At 62.1% G+C, this 13361-nt stretch carries 15 protein-coding genes; 6 read left to right on the top strand and 9 right to left on the bottom strand.

The window, feature by feature from the left end; translation table 11 throughout:
- Positions 1-32 precede the first annotated feature (32 nt).
- Entirely contained in the window at positions 33-605 is a 573-nt protein-coding gene (locus tag J3D46_RS00245) for an MOSC domain-containing protein (protein WP_253464427.1), read from the bottom strand.
- A 64-nt stretch (positions 606-669) separates the two neighbouring features.
- On the opposite strand from J3D46_RS00245, the gene J3D46_RS00240 reads away from it, so the two are divergent.
- The 3 genes from J3D46_RS00240 to J3D46_RS00230 are packed head-to-tail and all read left to right on the top strand — an operon-like array spanning position 670 to position 2129.
- Positions 670-1107 carry a hypothetical protein gene (locus J3D46_RS00240; RefSeq protein ID WP_253464424.1) on the top strand — a complete coding sequence of 146 codons (438 nt, stop codon included), beginning with the start codon at positions 670-672 and terminating at the stop codon, positions 1105-1107.
- Positions 1104-1295: a helix-turn-helix transcriptional regulator gene (locus J3D46_RS00235; protein ID WP_231342967.1), complete on the top strand. Its 192-nt coding sequence runs from the start codon at positions 1104-1106 to the stop codon at positions 1293-1295. The genes J3D46_RS00240 and J3D46_RS00235 overlap by 4 nt, the downstream gene beginning before the upstream one ends.
- A 54-nt stretch (positions 1296-1349) precedes the next feature.
- A complete protein-coding gene (locus J3D46_RS00230) occupies positions 1350-2129 on the top strand; it encodes an alpha/beta fold hydrolase (RefSeq protein WP_253464422.1) in 780 nt (259 codons plus the stop codon).
- Here J3D46_RS00230 and J3D46_RS00225 read toward each other — a convergent pair.
- Positions 2126-2725: a TetR family transcriptional regulator gene (locus tag J3D46_RS00225; protein ID WP_253464419.1), complete on the bottom strand. Its 600-nt coding sequence runs from the start codon at positions 2723-2725 to the stop codon at positions 2126-2128. The genes J3D46_RS00230 and J3D46_RS00225 overlap by 4 nt on opposite strands.
- Before the next feature lie 80 nt (positions 2726-2805).
- On the opposite strand from J3D46_RS00225, the gene J3D46_RS00220 reads away from it, so the two are divergent.
- Positions 2806-3585 carry an SDR family NAD(P)-dependent oxidoreductase gene (locus tag J3D46_RS00220; protein ID WP_253469108.1) on the top strand — a complete coding sequence of 260 codons (780 nt, stop codon included), beginning with the start codon at positions 2806-2808 and terminating at the stop codon, positions 3583-3585.
- Here the strand turns inward: J3D46_RS00220 and J3D46_RS00215 are convergent.
- Positions 3580-4059: an NUDIX domain-containing protein gene (locus J3D46_RS00215; protein ID WP_253469106.1), complete on the bottom strand. Its 480-nt coding sequence runs from the start codon at positions 4057-4059 to the stop codon at positions 3580-3582. The two genes, J3D46_RS00220 and J3D46_RS00215, sit on opposite strands and share 6 nt — an antisense overlap.
- 320 nt (positions 4060-4379) lie before the next feature.
- On the opposite strand from J3D46_RS00215, the gene J3D46_RS00210 reads away from it, so the two are divergent.
- The gene (locus J3D46_RS00210) at positions 4380-5669 is read left to right on the top strand and encodes a hypothetical protein (protein ID WP_253464417.1); all 1290 of its coding nucleotides are present in this window, start codon (positions 4380-4382) and stop codon (positions 5667-5669) included.
- 73 nt (positions 5670-5742) lie between these two features.
- On the opposite strand, the gene J3D46_RS00205 is transcribed toward J3D46_RS00210, so the two are convergent.
- The 3 genes from J3D46_RS00205 to J3D46_RS00195 all read right to left on the bottom strand — a co-directional run bounded on the left by J3D46_RS00205 (position 5743) and on the right by J3D46_RS00195 (position 7477).
- The gene (locus tag J3D46_RS00205; RefSeq protein ID WP_200846855.1) at positions 5743-5919 is read right to left on the bottom strand and encodes a hypothetical protein; all 177 of its coding nucleotides are present in this window, start codon (positions 5917-5919) and stop codon (positions 5743-5745) included.
- 5 nt (positions 5920-5924) lie between these two features.
- Positions 5925-7064 (bottom strand): glycosyltransferase family 2 protein, encoded by a 1140-nt coding sequence (locus tag J3D46_RS00200; protein ID WP_231342972.1) that lies wholly within the window; start codon positions 7062-7064, stop codon positions 5925-5927.
- A gap of 242 nt (positions 7065-7306) precedes the next feature.
- Positions 7307-7477: a hypothetical protein gene (locus J3D46_RS00195; RefSeq protein ID WP_018778796.1), complete on the bottom strand. Its 171-nt coding sequence runs from the start codon at positions 7475-7477 to the stop codon at positions 7307-7309.
- A gap of 586 nt (positions 7478-8063) precedes the next feature.
- Between J3D46_RS00195 and J3D46_RS00190 the strand changes: the two genes are divergently transcribed.
- Positions 8064-10097, top strand: coding sequence for a rhamnogalacturonan lyase (locus J3D46_RS00190; RefSeq protein WP_253464415.1), 2034 nt, complete (start codon positions 8064-8066; stop codon positions 10095-10097).
- A gap of 83 nt (positions 10098-10180) precedes the next feature.
- Here the strand turns inward: J3D46_RS00190 and J3D46_RS00185 are convergent, their stop codons facing one another.
- Genes J3D46_RS00185 through J3D46_RS00175 form a run of 3 tightly spaced genes read right to left on the bottom strand, consistent with a single transcriptional unit; the run spans position 10181 to position 13302 of the window.
- Positions 10181-11413, bottom strand: coding sequence for an amidohydrolase family protein (locus tag J3D46_RS00185; protein WP_253464412.1), 1233 nt, complete (start codon positions 11411-11413; stop codon positions 10181-10183).
- Positions 11414-11908, bottom strand: coding sequence for a GAF domain-containing protein (locus J3D46_RS00180; RefSeq protein ID WP_253464409.1), 495 nt, complete (start codon positions 11906-11908; stop codon positions 11414-11416).
- A 5-nt stretch (positions 11909-11913) separates the two neighbouring features.
- Positions 11914-13302: an MFS transporter gene (locus J3D46_RS00175; protein ID WP_231341972.1), complete on the bottom strand. Its 1389-nt coding sequence runs from the start codon at positions 13300-13302 to the stop codon at positions 11914-11916.
- Positions 13303-13361: the final 59 nt, after the last annotated feature.

Below are 13361 nucleotides of genomic sequence, written 5' to 3'. Positions count from 1 at the left end.
GGTGGGTTGCAGGGCTTTTCCTTTGAGGGAAACTACGGCAACCGCGATGGCCGGAGCACCTTCGCTTCACCGGCCTTGCTTGGGTCAAGAGGGACTGGGCTGACCAGCACCGCCGGGCCGCGATGAAGCAGGCCTCCCGAAACCACTTGGCAGCGCACGCCCCCGCGCCCGCGCATCGCCTTATGGGCACCCGGAGCCAGCATTTCGTCCATCCAGGCGCAGGGGTGGGCAGGTCGTCCTGCCTTCAATCGCACCACGTCCCCGCCGGACTCCAGCGCGAATTCATGGCCAAGCAGGGGAGCCAGCTCGACTCCCCGCACCACCACGTTCCGTCGGGTCAGCAGGGGATCGAACGGCCCAGCCCCGAGTTCCGCCGCGATGGACTCCAGGGCCTCCATGGCAAAGACCGTCACAGCGGCATCCATGTGGGCGGCCTTGCCAAAAAACCTGTCGCCAACAATCCCTTTGCCGGTCACCAGCTCCGCCTGCTCCGCGTCGGTGGTGGGGACATCCGCGGCTCCTTCGCGGGCACGGCCAAAGTAAGCATGGGCCGGCGACACCAACAGGTGCAGCACCTCGACGTCGTACCTGTACTCGGTGGTCATTCCCTAACGCTAGCCCTCGGAGGCAACCATTGCTTGGGAATGTAAAGGGTGCTTTACTTCAGATATGAGTAAAGCTTCCTTTACATCCAGGCGTGCGCCGGTCCACCACTATGTGCTGGCGATCATCCTCGGCGCCATCCTGACCACCGCGGTTTCCGTCCTGGTTGGAGCCTCAAACCCGGGCGATTTCTGGCTCGCGGCAGGGATTGGCGCTCTCTGTACTGTCTACCCGGCCATGTCGCTGGGAGCCAAGGTCTTCGTGTCCAACCACACCGTGGCCCGCGATGCCCACGGCGAGCAAAGTGTCGAGTTGCAGTGGATGCGCCAAGCCGGGGCCGGAGCCTTCCTGGACGTGTTGGTGGCCACGATCGTTGCTGTCCTGGTGCTGGTCATCGGGCGGTTCACGGTTGATGCGCTTCCGGTCCTTCTCGGCCTCGTTGTGTTGAGTGCCTTGGATGCGGGAGTTCGTTACTTGGTAATTCGCTACCGGGCGTTGAAGTGAAGAACAACCTCGCCGAGCGCCGGACCGGACGCAACTGGACCCAGGCCGACCTGGCGGCTGCGCTCGGTGTTTCCCGGCAGACGGTGATCTCCATAGAGCGGGAGAAGTTTGACCCTTCGCTTCCCTTGGCGTTCCTTATTGCGCGGACGTTCGGCTGCGCCATAGAAGATATCTTTACCGCGGATTGATGCTCTGTGGCCCACGCCGCAGCGCTTTGGCCGCCGCCCCGATACTGTGGCACGGTGTACTTTGCGGAAGCCCCGGACGGCGCCGAACTCGCCTGGACCGAGTCCGGCGACGGCGAGCCACTGCTGCTGATCGCCGGGCAGGCCACGGCCATGGACGGTTGGGGCCCGACGGCGGAACTACTGTCCCGCTCTTACCGCGTCATCCGCTTCGATCACCGGGGGATAGGGCGGAGTGGGAAGGGCGACGCCGAGCGCTACACCACCAGACTCCTTGCCGAAGATGCTGCTGCCGTCCTCAAAGCGGCGAATGCGGATTTAGCACATGTGTACGGCCACTCGATGGGCGGGCGAATCGGCCAGTGGTTGGCCATCGACTACCCCCAGAAAGTCCGGACCCTGGTTCTGGCGGCGACGAGTGGAGGAAGGTGGCCGGACGCCAGTGTCCAACCGGACAAAGCTGCCCTGGCGGCCCTGGTCAGCGGCGACATGTCCCGGCTCGAAGAGCTCTTCTTCGACCCTGCATGGGTCCGCGCCAATCCCGAAGCGACGTACACGTTCTTCAATTCCCAGGCTTCGGCGTGGGCCAAAGCACGACACTTCAAGGCCAGTCGTGATCACGATGCCTGGAGCGAGCTCGGATCCATCAAGGCTCCCACACTGATCCTTCACGGTACGGACGACCGACTCACTCCCTTGCCCAATGCCCTGATCCTTCGTGAACACATCCCTCGCTCGGTGCTGGTCCGCGTACCCGGAGCGGGGCACGGCCTGCACCTGGACCACCCCGAGACGATCGAATGGATCCGGCAGTTCATCGCCCGAAAGAGCAGCTAAAGCGCAGGAACCCGCAACACCTCAAGCGCAGCCACCAAATAGGGCACTGGATCCGGATCTGATCCGGCGGCCCATTGCATCCACGCCTCGAAGGTTGCGGCAAGGTATGCGGCACTCAAGTAGCGTGCCGCGGAATCGGAAAGGCCGTTCTCGATGAGGAAGCCCAAGGCCCTTTCGCGCCGTGGCGCCAAAGATTCGTAACTGCGGCTGGTCAGTTCGGCATGCTCGGCGATCAAGCGGAGGCGCCCGCGGGTTACCGACAGATCCGGAATCACGGCGACTCCGGCGATCGCTGCTTCACGCAACCCGGCCAGCACATCGCCGTCGGACTTTCCCTGTTTGTGGAACGAGCCGAAGGCGAGCGTCGACGCCTCGATCACAGGTTCGGTGCCGCCCCAGACGAGATCCGCCTTGCTGGCGAAATAGCGGTAGAGGCTCTTGCGGCCGATGCCGGCAGCACGGGCGATGTCTTCCATGGAGGTGTTCTCATACCCGTGCTCGGCGAATAAGTCCAAGGCGAGTCCCGCCACAGCGTCGGGGTCGATGGTGGCTGGACGACCGCTGGCGCGTGCGGGCTTGGCATCTTCCGAAATCATCCCTCCAGTATTCACTCTTACATAATGACACAGAGTGTCATAAGATGGTTGAACCACCCAACAATCATCGGAAGGACATCATGGGCAACGACGCTTCATGGCAGGAGGCCACCACCTTTGGCCGCTTTGCCGGCAAGACCATCATCGTCACGGGCGCGGCTTCGGGCATCGGCCAAGCTACTGCCCTACGCATCGCCAAGGAAGGTGGCAGGGTCGTCGCGGCCGATATCAGCAAGGAACGTCTGGACGCCTTGGTGGAGCAGAACAGTGGCCTCGATCTGGTGCCCGTGGCGGGTGATATCTCCACTGAGGAAACCGTAGCCGCTGTCCTGGCTGCCGCAGCCGGACCAGTGGACGCCCTGGCCAACGTTGCCGGCATCATGGACAACTTCGCCCCCATCCATGAGGTGGATGACGAGCTCTGGGAACGTGTATTCCGCATCAATGTCACCTCCCTCATGCGCCTGACCCGCGCAGTGGTGCCGCTCATGCTGGAAGCCGGAACCGGATCTGTGGTGAACGTTGCGTCCGAGGCAGGCCTGCGTGGTTCTGCTGCCGGTGCCGCCTATACAGCGTCCAAGCACGCCGTGGTTGGCCTCACCAAGAATTCCGCTGTGATGTACGGACCCAAGGGTCTGCGGTTCAACGCCGTGGCCCCCGGCCCCACCATCACCAACATTGTGGCCAATTGGGGATCGCAGCTCGCTGCCGAACGGCTGGGCCCCTTGATGCAGGCGACTGTTCCGACTCCTGCCACCGCAGCACAGCTGGCCGCGTCCATCACGTTCTTGCTCAGTGAGGACGGCACAAATGTCAACGGCGCCATTCTGGCGTCCGACGGCGGCTGGTCGGCTCTATAGGGCTTGCCCGCCAAGGTGCCGGACCAGCGCGTCCACAATGGGCAGTTGCCCTTTGACGAGTTTGGTCCGCGCCTCGGTCACTTCAAACCAACGGGCGTCGTCAATTTCCGGGAAATCCTTGATGACACCTGAACCTTTGGGCCATTCCATAGGGAACGTGTTGCTGACGATCTGCTCCGGCTGAAAGTCGCTGGCCTCGGCGGCGTAAGCGGTGATGAGTTTGCCGGAAGGCTGCTTAAAAACTCCCAACAATTCGTAGTCTGTTGGTGGGGGAGGGGAACCTATTTCCTCCGTAAATTCCCGTTTCGCTGCGGCCAAAGGGTCCTCATCTTCGGGGAATTCACCCTTGGGTATGGACCAGGCATGCTGGTCCTTCCGAGCCCAGAACGGCCCACCCATGTGGGCGATCCACAATTCCAATGGCCCAGCCGAGGTCTGTCGGTAAAGGAGTATGCCTGCGCTGCGAATGGCGATGAGAGCCCCCGGGTGATGGTGCTTCGGGTGAGTCGGACGAACAGGTCAAGGTTACTCCGCCCCGCGGTGCCGTTATCGAATTGACGTTGAATTGCCGATGTTGCTGGTTCATTTCGCTTCCGGCAGCGTCCCGCCTAATTGATAATCGAGGAGTTGCACGTTCCTCGGGGGTGGAACGTGACTGCGGTCTTCGGCAATTGCCGAAGGCGTTCTGGGCGCATCAGCAGGAGGACACAGCTATGGCATTGTCAGTGAGGCTCCTTCCACATGGGGGAAGAAAAGTAATGGGTTTGGCCGTCGTTATGGCGGTAGGTTTATCGATGTTCACTGGGATTGGTTCCGCGCAAGCCGCGGATACCACTCCCATGGCCGAGGATCCTGGGCCTGTGGGCAGCTTTGCTTGGAAAGGGTTCAACTGGCAGAAGCGTTTTTGGGGTGGGGCACCCATGTACAACGCGAGTTGGGATGCCAACAACGTAAGCAATCCCGACGCCAACGGCTACGTCAAACTCTCCATCTCCAACCCCACCGGATCCGCTCCGAAGGGCGCAGAGTTCCAGTCCACCCGTGAAGGGTTCGGCTACGGCACGTACAGCACCACGGTGGAGAAGGACGTCAGTGCGCTCCAAAAAGAAGTTGTGTGGGGTTGCTTGTTCACCTACGACCCCGCGGCGGAGCCGGGGTACACGGAGATCGACCTCTGTGAAGCATCAGCGTGGGGCGGAGGGGCCGCCTACGGTGAAGACTGGCCGGTAACCCAGGGTCACGGGTACTGGTTCGATGCCACGAAACCTCCGGGCCAGGGCAACAACACCGTCACGTTTGATGTCACTAACGCCCCGATTCTCACCCACAGGATGGTCTGGGAGCCAGGCAAGCTGACCTTCGAGACGTTCGCCGGCGAGGGCTACAGCGGGACCCTTCTGAAAAGGACCGTCCTGACGGGATCCACCGTTCCGCTGCCGGCCAATGAACAAATTCACTTCAACCTCTGGGTGACCGGTGGCGGTGGCGGGGATGCGGCACACGTTGCCCCTGAGACCGTCACTATTCGCGATTTCTCCTTCGTTCCGGGCATCCCGCTGGTGGCTCCGACTCCTACGGTCTCAGGCACCGCAGCCGTCGGTTCAACGCTGACAGCAAACCCGGGAACCTGGACCACGGGAACTGCGCTGACTTATCAGTGGTACCGGAACGGAACGGCGATCTCCGGAGCTACTGGGTCCACCCGCGTTCTCGCGGCTGCCGACCAAGGCACAAAACTGACAGTGCGGGTCACGGGAACCAAGTCCGGCTACGCAACAGCCACTAAGGAATCGGCCCAAACGGCCACAGTGGTAGCTGGCACCCTGGTGGCACCCGTTCCGACCATCACCGGAACGTTGACAGTTGGCTCCACGCTGACCGCCAACCCTGGCACCTGGACCTCCGGAACCACCCTGACCTACCAGTGGTACAGGTCCGGTGTGGCCATCTCCGGGGCGACGGCTAAGAACTACGTGCTGGTGAGCGCTGATCAGGCGGACACCATGAGCGTTCGGGTCACGGGGGCCAAGGCTGGTTACACCACGGTGGCCAAGACCTCGGCAAGCACAGCACCAGTGACGTAGGCGCGGATACAACAAACCCGCAGTTGTGTCGCGCTGGGGGAAAAGCGACACAACTGCGGGCATGTTGGGCTTGTTAGTTCTTCTGTGCCCGGACCGGCACAATCCTCTTGATGGCGAGGCCCAGGGCCAGCATGGCGAAAGCCGCCAGCGCGAACCAGAAGAGGTCTCCGGCTCCGGTCGCTGCGAGTGTGCCTGAGCCCATTCCGGCCGCGGTGACACCGGTGAGGGGAGCTACTGGGTTGTTGTACATGACTGCTACCAAACTTTCTTGCGGTTGAGTGCTGCATCCAGGTAGGCCTTTGCATGGACAGCCTGGAGGAAGATATCGATGACGGTTTCGTACATGGTGGCGGCCAGCAGCATGTACCTCCAGCCCCGGAACCGCACCGTGACGATGCGCTCCAGGACGAAGATGCCGGTGACTGCGATCCAGAACGGGTGAAGGTTCAGTCCCATTCCGGTGGTCAGGGCGAAGATGATGGAGCCGAAGTAGGCTAGGGTCACAATGACGCCGATCATGGACAGGAACTGACGGCCCCAGTAAGGCCTGGTGATCTTCGTCCACCCGTACTGCACGCAGTTCTCCACCGCGCCGCGCTTCCAGCGGAGCCGCTGGGCCCACAGTTCACGCCATGTGGGCATCACCTCGGTAACCAGCGTGCAGTTGGACGGAGAGGCGATGCGGTAGCCCAAGGTCAACAGGGCAAAGGAGAGCTCGTTGTCTTCGGTCAGGACTGACGTGTCGTAGACGCCGCCTTTGCCGTTGCCGGGAGGAAGTGTGCCCTCCAGCCGGGCTGCGACCACGTCTCGGAGTGTTTTGACGCGGAACAGGGCTGCCGTTCCGGTCACTACCAGGCACTTGCCATGGAGGCGCTTGACGTCCCTGGCGTAGCGGGCGTATTCGTTGCGCTGCAGGTGCCCGACGAAACCTCCGCCAGGCCCGCCGCTGAACACGCCGCCCACGGCGCCGAGCAGTTCGTCGGTCAGGAGGTTCTTCGTTGCATTCTCGATGAAGTCCAGGGCGAGCTGCGAGTCGGCATCCTGAACCAGGACCAGATCCTCGGGGTCGGCGTCGGGAAGCAGCTCGCTGAGGGCGAAGTTGAGTGCACCGGCCTTCTTGTCCTTGTTGCCGACGGTCCGCATGACCTCGACGCCCTGGGCAAGCGCGAGAGTCTCGGTGTCGTCGGTGCAGTTGTCCGCCACGACGATAATGCGGTCCGGACGGCGGGTCTGGTTGTTCAACGAGGTAAGGGTTTCCGTGATGCCGGCCGATTCGTTGTGGGCCGGAACCAGTACGGTGACCACGCCACCGGCCGCACGGTGGGATCCGCGTGGCGCAGCAGCAGTGTCCGTTGCGGCTGTGTCGGCCGTGAGTTCCGTGATTTCCGTGAGCATTGTGATCCCTCCGTTCGTGCCTTGAAGCGTTGACTCACTTAGAGTTCCAACGCGAACGCAAGATCAGGGGAGGGAAACCGTCAAGGAAGTCTCAAGGTTTGCTCAGGACTTCCTTGACGGCGTCACGAACGGGGGTTCAGGACCACTTGAGCGGTTTGAGCGCCACGGGGGACGCGCCTTAAACGCAAGAGGACGACGCCGGTAAGTACCGGCGTCGTCCTCTTGCGTTTGCGGTGAGCTGCTTAGCGGCTCAGGCTCACGGTGAAGGTTTTGGGTCCGCTGAGGGTGACTGCGATTCCGCAGTTTTCTGCAGCTGCCCGGTGTGACAGGGATTGGATGGCGGCGTCGATGGTGTGGTCGATGGCCGACTTGTCCCAGATTTTCAGCGTGATGGAGTCAGTATGTGTCGTCATTGTCAGTACTTTCACTCAGGCCGTTAACAGCCCCAAGCCTCTTCGCCCGGGGCCGCATCCTCGTCGGTGAGGATTGCTGATTCAGCTTGTATGGGAAACGAATTCCCTCATTCATGGTTCATGGTGCCCACCACGGTTGACAAGCGAATCCGGCCAAGTGTGACCGATTACACGTTGCTGATTACTCTGTGTAACCGGAGCGCACGCTCAGTTTCCTCCAACGGTCCAACCCGGCAAGTCCAGCGCGTAAGCCACCAACTGACCTTCGGCGCACCTTCCCCACCTGCTTTGACGGCCCACTCCCCGGAAAGTGGCCCGATGTGGTTGTTTTCGCGTTCAGGCGAGGCCAAAGCCGGTGGTGAAGAGACGGACAACTGCGAACATTTAGCACCGAAATCTCCCAGTCATTTCCCGTCAAACCCTTGACGATGCTGTGGAACCGCTGGTAAATCTTGTTGGCGGAAAGCGTTTTCTCACCCACCCCACCATCGCGCATCAATCTTGATTGGCAATGCGGCGCATGAGTGAAACGTTCCAATCCGGGGCGGGCAGACCCACTGCCGCCCAGCATCAAAGGAGATGTTCTTTGACTCACCCCTCGAAATGTTCCTACCGCAACTCCCGCGCTCGTTCGTGGAAGGCGGTTCCCCTCGCAGCATCTGCTTCACTCGCCGCCGCCGCCATGGCGCTGACCGGTGTCCCGCTCGCGCAGGCTGCTCCTGCCCAAGTCCCGCAGGCAGCGCAAGCCAACCTTCCCGGCGTCGTGCCTGCCGCGAAAGATCCAGCCGCGCTGAAACGCCAGGTGGAAAACCTTGACCGCGCTCCGGTTGCCGTCCTGACTGATCACGGTGTCACGGTGAGCTGGCGCATGCTGGGCCTGGACAAGGACAGCATCGGCTTCCAGGTCCTGCGCGACGGCGTCAACATCACTCCCGAACCCCTGCGCAACTCCACCATGTTCGTGGACCCCAATGGCACTGCGGAGTCGAGCTATGTCATCAAGACTGTTGGCAACGGACAGGGGCAGGACAAGCTGACCGAAGCCGTGAAGCCGCTGACCCAGAACTATCTGGCCATCAAGCTGGACAAGCCTGCCGATGGCGTCACGCCGGACGGCAAGGCCTACTCCTACTCCGCCAACGACGCCACGGTGGCGGACCTCGACGGCGACGGCAAGTACGAGGTCATCCAGACATGGTCGCCGTCCAACGCCAAGGACAACTCCCAGTCTGGATATACGGGCAACGTTTACGTGGACGCCTACAAGTTGGACGGCACCAAGCTGTGGCGCATCGACCTGGGCCGAAACATCCGCGCCGGCGCGCATTACACGCAGGTACTGGCCTACGACTTCGACGGCGACGGCAAGGCCGAGGTGTCCCTCAAGACAGCTGATGGCACCCGGGACGCGGCAGGTACCGTGATTGGAAACGCCGACGCCGACTTCCGCAACTCGGCGGGTTATGTCCTGGCCGGCCCTGAATTCCTTACCGTCTTCAAGGGCGACACCGGAACCATCATGGACACGGTCGCGTATGAGCCCGAGCGCGGAACAGTGGCCAGCTGGGGCGATAACTACGGTAACCGCGTGGATCGTTTCCTGGCCGGCGTGGCCTACCTGGACGGCGAACACCCCTCCATGATGTTCAGCCGCGGTTACTACACCCGCACGGTGCTGGTCACGTACGACCTCGTCAATGGCAAGCTCGTGAAGCGCTGGAGCTTCGATTCCAACCTCGCCGGGGATGAGTACAAGGGGCAAGGGAACCACAACTTGTCCGTCGCTGACGTTGACCAGGACGGCAAGGACGAGTTCGTCTTCGGCTCCATGACCATCGATGACAACGGCCAGCCGCTGTACAACACCAAGCTCGGCCACGGCGATGCCATCCACACCGGAGACCTCGACCCGTCCAGGCCCGGACTCGAGACTTTCGCCGTCCACGAAAGCATGAGCCAGAGCGGTAATCGCGGGGCAACGTTCCGTGATGCCGCCACCGGTGAGGTGCTGTGGAGCATCCCTGCCATCAAGGACACCGGCCGAGGCGCGGCAGGCGATATTGATCCGCGGTACGCGGGAGCTGAAGGGTGGGCCATCGGCGGTTCCGCGGCGTGGGATTCACCCGTTGGCCAGCTCATGTCCGCCAACGGTGAGTTGATCGCGGAGAAGATCCCAGCTGCCAACTTCCTGGCCTGGTGGGATGGAGACCTGCTCCGCGAAATCGTGGACCACGACTACGACGCCACAGTGTCCCGCGGCGTACCCACCATCTCCAAGTGGAATTGGGAAACGGAAACCAGCGACCGGCTCCTGACCGCTGAAGGTGCCCGCAGCAACAACACCACCAAGGGCAACCCTTCCATTCAGGCCGACATCCTGGGTGACTGGCGCGAAGAGATCGCCTGGCCGTCCACGGACAGCAGCGAATTGCGGATCTACACCACCACGGCTCCCACGGAGGTGCGGCTGCGGACGCTGATGCACGACACCGTGTACCGGACGGCCGTTGCCCGGGAGAATGTTGCCTACAACCAGCCGCCGCACCCGAGCTTCTTCATCGGTGAGGGCATGCAGGCTCCGGCGATTCCCGCCGTCGTTTACACCGGCGCGAAGAAGTAGCGCACAGCAGCAACGCGGGGTCACTTACGGCCCATTCGGGCGCATTTTATGGGCCGTAAGTGACCCCGCGTTGCTTTCTGGGGTCAGTCGATAACCCGACCATTCTGGACGAGGAACTCCAGGTGTTCGGAAATGTCGGCCAGCACGGAGATATCCGCCACCGGGTCGGCTCCGAGGACCAGCATGTCAGCGTCTGCCCCAGCTGCGATCACACCCAGTTCGCCTTCGCGCTCAAGCAGCAGGGCCGCCGTCGTGGTTGCCGAGCGGATGGCATCAATCGCGGGCTGGACCTTGCCGAGCAGCCTGAACTGCTCGTTCTGGTGGCGGTGCATGCCACCCAGGAGGTCCGAGCCGAAGGCCATTTTGACGCCGGCCTCGTGGGCACGCGAGATCGCTTCGAGGCCGCTGGTGAGGACGGAATCCACCTTGGCCCACATTTCCTCCGTGAGCCCGAATTCCTTGCCCTCTTCCTTCAGCGCCCAGTACGTGACAAGCGTGGGGACCAGGAACGCGTCCTTTTCGAGGAACAGCTTCAGGCTCTGGTCGTCCAGGAGGTTGCCGTGTTCAATCGAGCGGACGCCTGCCTCCAGCGCACGGTTGATCGCCCGGGCGGTGTAGGCGTGGGCGGCGACGTAGCGGTTTGCCGCCTCGGCTTCTTCGACCGCTGCGCGCATCTCCTCCATGGAATACTGCGTGGAGTCGATGCGGTCCGTGGGGGAGGATACGCCGCCGGAGGCCATGATCTTGATGTGGTGGGCACCCTTGCGGATCTCGTCGCGGGCGGCTGCCCGGACCGCGTCAACGCCGTCCGCCACGCGGCCGATGCCGCAGCATCCACGACCATTGGGATCGTGGTCTTCGCCCGGCAGGCGCATGTCTCCGTGACCGCCGGTCTGGCTGAGGGCATGGCCGCAGAAGTGAATCTTCGGTCCCTCCAGCAGCCCTTCCTCCTGTGCCATGGCCAGCCCAAAATCCGCTCCGGAAAGATCGCGCACGGTGGTGAAACCGCGGCGCAGCATTTCTCCCATGATGCGGGCAGTCTGCGCGTAGACATACGACGCCGGCGTGTAGGTCAGTGACCGAAAGTCAGCGCTCGAGGCGACCACATGGACGTGGGCATCAATCAAGCCGGGAATGACAAACTTGCCAGTGCCGTCGATGACCCGCGCGCCGGAAGGCGCTTCGGCATTCAGCCCGACGCTGCTGATCTTCCCGTCAACACTGACGACGTCGGCAGTTGAGTAGGTGCCCGCTTCAACGTCCAGGACGCTGGCGTTGCGGATGACCAGGGGAGTGCTTTCTGGGGCGGTGCTCATTTAAACGTTGTCCTTCGCTGGTTCTTCGGTGCCTTCAGGGACTTCGGTGGGGTGGGCTTCAAAGGCCTGAACAAGGTGGGCCACGTTGGAGCTGACGACGTCGACGGCGATTCCCACACTTTGCTGCGTGTACTTGCCTTCTGCATCAAGGAGCGCCAAGACGCCCACCACGTTGTGCTCCCGGTCGAGGACCGGCACGTTGATGACGGCGCCGCAGCCCAGTTGCTGGATGAGTTCTGAATCTGTGAAAACGTCCCGGAGTGCTGTCAGGTCCGCGGCCAGGAAGGGCTTCTTGTCCTCGATGACCGTCCCCAGCCAGCCCGGTGAGATCTCCACTGTCTTCTCGGCCCCCACCGGATACTCGTCCGGGTGGCTGGTGAAGAGGCGTTTGAGACTGGAACGCTGCGGGATCCACTGCAGTGCAGTAAACAGAATGACTCCTGGTTCCTGCTGCATGGCCTCGAAGGTCTGCTGGAAAACTGCGTCTGTATTCATCACTCTTACTTGCTTTCTGCCGCTGCCGGGTCATGCTCGGCGCGGGCGTTGATGTTCTCCAACGACTTGCCAGCGGTGGAGGCGCCGAAGATGACCACGCCCAGGACGCCGATGGTCAGCACCACGGTGGTCATGGTGAACACGCCACCGAAGCCGAGGGAGGCGGCGAAGATGCCGATGATGGACGGTGCAAGGATGCTGCCGATGCGACCCACTGCGCTGGCCAGGCCAACACCGGTGGCACGCATCCATGTGGGGAAGAGTTCCGGAGTGTAGGCGTAGACGCCGGCGTAGGTGCCGTTGAGGAAGAAGGACAACGTTGCGGCGGCCAGCAGGATCATGCCGGAATCGTTGGACTGGCTCAGCCAGAAGGCGCTGATGGCCGATCCCGCCAAGTAAAGGGCGATGGTGTTCTTGCGGTCAATCCGGTCACACAACCAGGCGGCGGAGAAGTAGCCGGGGATCTGTGCCAGGTAGATGAGGATGGAGAACTCGAAGCTCTTGGTGATGGTGATGCCGCGTCCTACCAGCAGGGTGGGAATCCAGGAGAAGAAGCCGTAGTAGGAGAACGTGATCACGAACCAGATCAGCCAGATCACGGCGGTCCGGCGACGCATTGCCTTGGACCACATGAACTTCAGGGCGTTCCAGATGCTGATCTTTTGTTCGTGCTTGGTGATCTCTTCCGCTGCGGGTGGCAGGGCCGGGAGTGGTTTGCCCGTGGCTTTCACTACACTCTGCTCAAACCGGTCCACCACTTCGGTTGCCTCTGCGATGCGGCCCCGGCTGATGAGGAAGCGTGGGGACTCGGGCAGGCTGCGACGCCACCAGAGCAGGAGAAGGATGGGAACGGCGGTGATGACCTGCGCCCAGCGCCAGCCGTCCTCGCCGAGGGGAACAACGAACCGGCCGATCAGTGCCGCAGCCACGAAGCCAAAGGAGAAGAATCCGGCCAGGGTTCCAATGAACCAGCCGCGGCGCTTCGGGGGAATGAACTCCGACAGGAACGGGGCGATGATCACGCTTTCTGCGCCTGCGCCCAATCCTGCAAAGATCCGTGCAATCAGGAAGATTTCGAAGTTGGGGGCCATGGCAGCAACTACCGACATGAGGCAGTAGAAGGCCAGAGCCCACAGCATGACCTTCTTGCGGCCAAAGCGATCGCCCATCCAACCGGCAAGGATCGCGCCGAAGAAGAAGCCGAACGGGGCTGCTGAGCCCACCAGCCCGAGGCTGGCGGTGCTGAGGCCCCATAGTTCCTGGATACGGGGGAGGAGGAAGGCCACCACGGCACCGTCCATGCCGTCGAAGGAGTAGCCGAGGCCTCCTATGAGGAGAAGCTTGTAGTGTGGTCGACTGAGAGCCAGACGATCAAGGCGTGCTGTGAGTGACATGGTGATTCCTGCCAAAGTGGGCCAAGTTGTACATTTTTAGGAATATGCACGGATCTGTG

The organism is Paenarthrobacter sp. A20 (genome assembly GCF_024168825.1).
Lineage (GTDB): Bacteria > Actinomycetota > Actinomycetes > Actinomycetales > Micrococcaceae > Arthrobacter.
The sequence above is the reverse complement of the archived record's forward strand: the minus strand, read 5'-3'. Positions and strand labels throughout refer to the sequence as shown.

What these genes read in the sequence shown, in the direction of transcription:
- J3D46_RS00245 (WP_253464427.1), bottom strand. Translation starts at nt 605, where the DNA reads ATGACCACCGAGTACAGGTACGACGTCGAGGTGCTGCACCTGTTGGTG.
- J3D46_RS00240 (WP_253464424.1), top strand. Translation starts at nt 670, where the DNA reads ATGAGTAAAGCTTCCTTTACATCCAGGCGTGCGCCGGTCCACCACTAT.
- J3D46_RS00225 (WP_253464419.1), bottom strand. Translation starts at nt 2,725, where the DNA reads ATGATTTCGGAAGATGCCAAGCCCGCACGCGCCAGCGGTCGTCCAGCC.
- J3D46_RS00220 (WP_253469108.1), top strand. Translation starts at nt 2,806, where the DNA reads ATGGGCAACGACGCTTCATGGCAGGAGGCCACCACCTTTGGCCGCTTT.
- J3D46_RS00210 (WP_253464417.1), top strand. Translation starts at nt 4,380, where the DNA reads ATGTTCACTGGGATTGGTTCCGCGCAAGCCGCGGATACCACTCCCATG.
- J3D46_RS00205 (WP_200846855.1), bottom strand. Translation starts at nt 5,919, where the DNA reads ATGTACAACAACCCAGTAGCTCCCCTCACCGGTGTCACCGCGGCCGGA.
- J3D46_RS00200 (WP_231342972.1), bottom strand. Translation starts at nt 7,064, where the DNA reads ATGCTCACGGAAATCACGGAACTCACGGCCGACACAGCCGCAACGGAC.
- J3D46_RS00195 (WP_018778796.1), bottom strand. Translation starts at nt 7,477, where the DNA reads ATGACGACACATACTGACTCCATCACGCTGAAAATCTGGGACAAGTCG.
- J3D46_RS00185 (WP_253464412.1), bottom strand. Translation starts at nt 11,413, where the DNA reads ATGAGCACCGCCCCAGAAAGCACTCCCCTGGTCATCCGCAACGCCAGC.
- J3D46_RS00180 (WP_253464409.1), bottom strand. Translation starts at nt 11,908, where the DNA reads ATGAATACAGACGCAGTTTTCCAGCAGACCTTCGAGGCCATGCAGCAG.
- J3D46_RS00175 (WP_231341972.1), bottom strand. Translation starts at nt 13,302, where the DNA reads ATGTCACTCACAGCACGCCTTGATCGTCTGGCTCTCAGTCGACCACAC.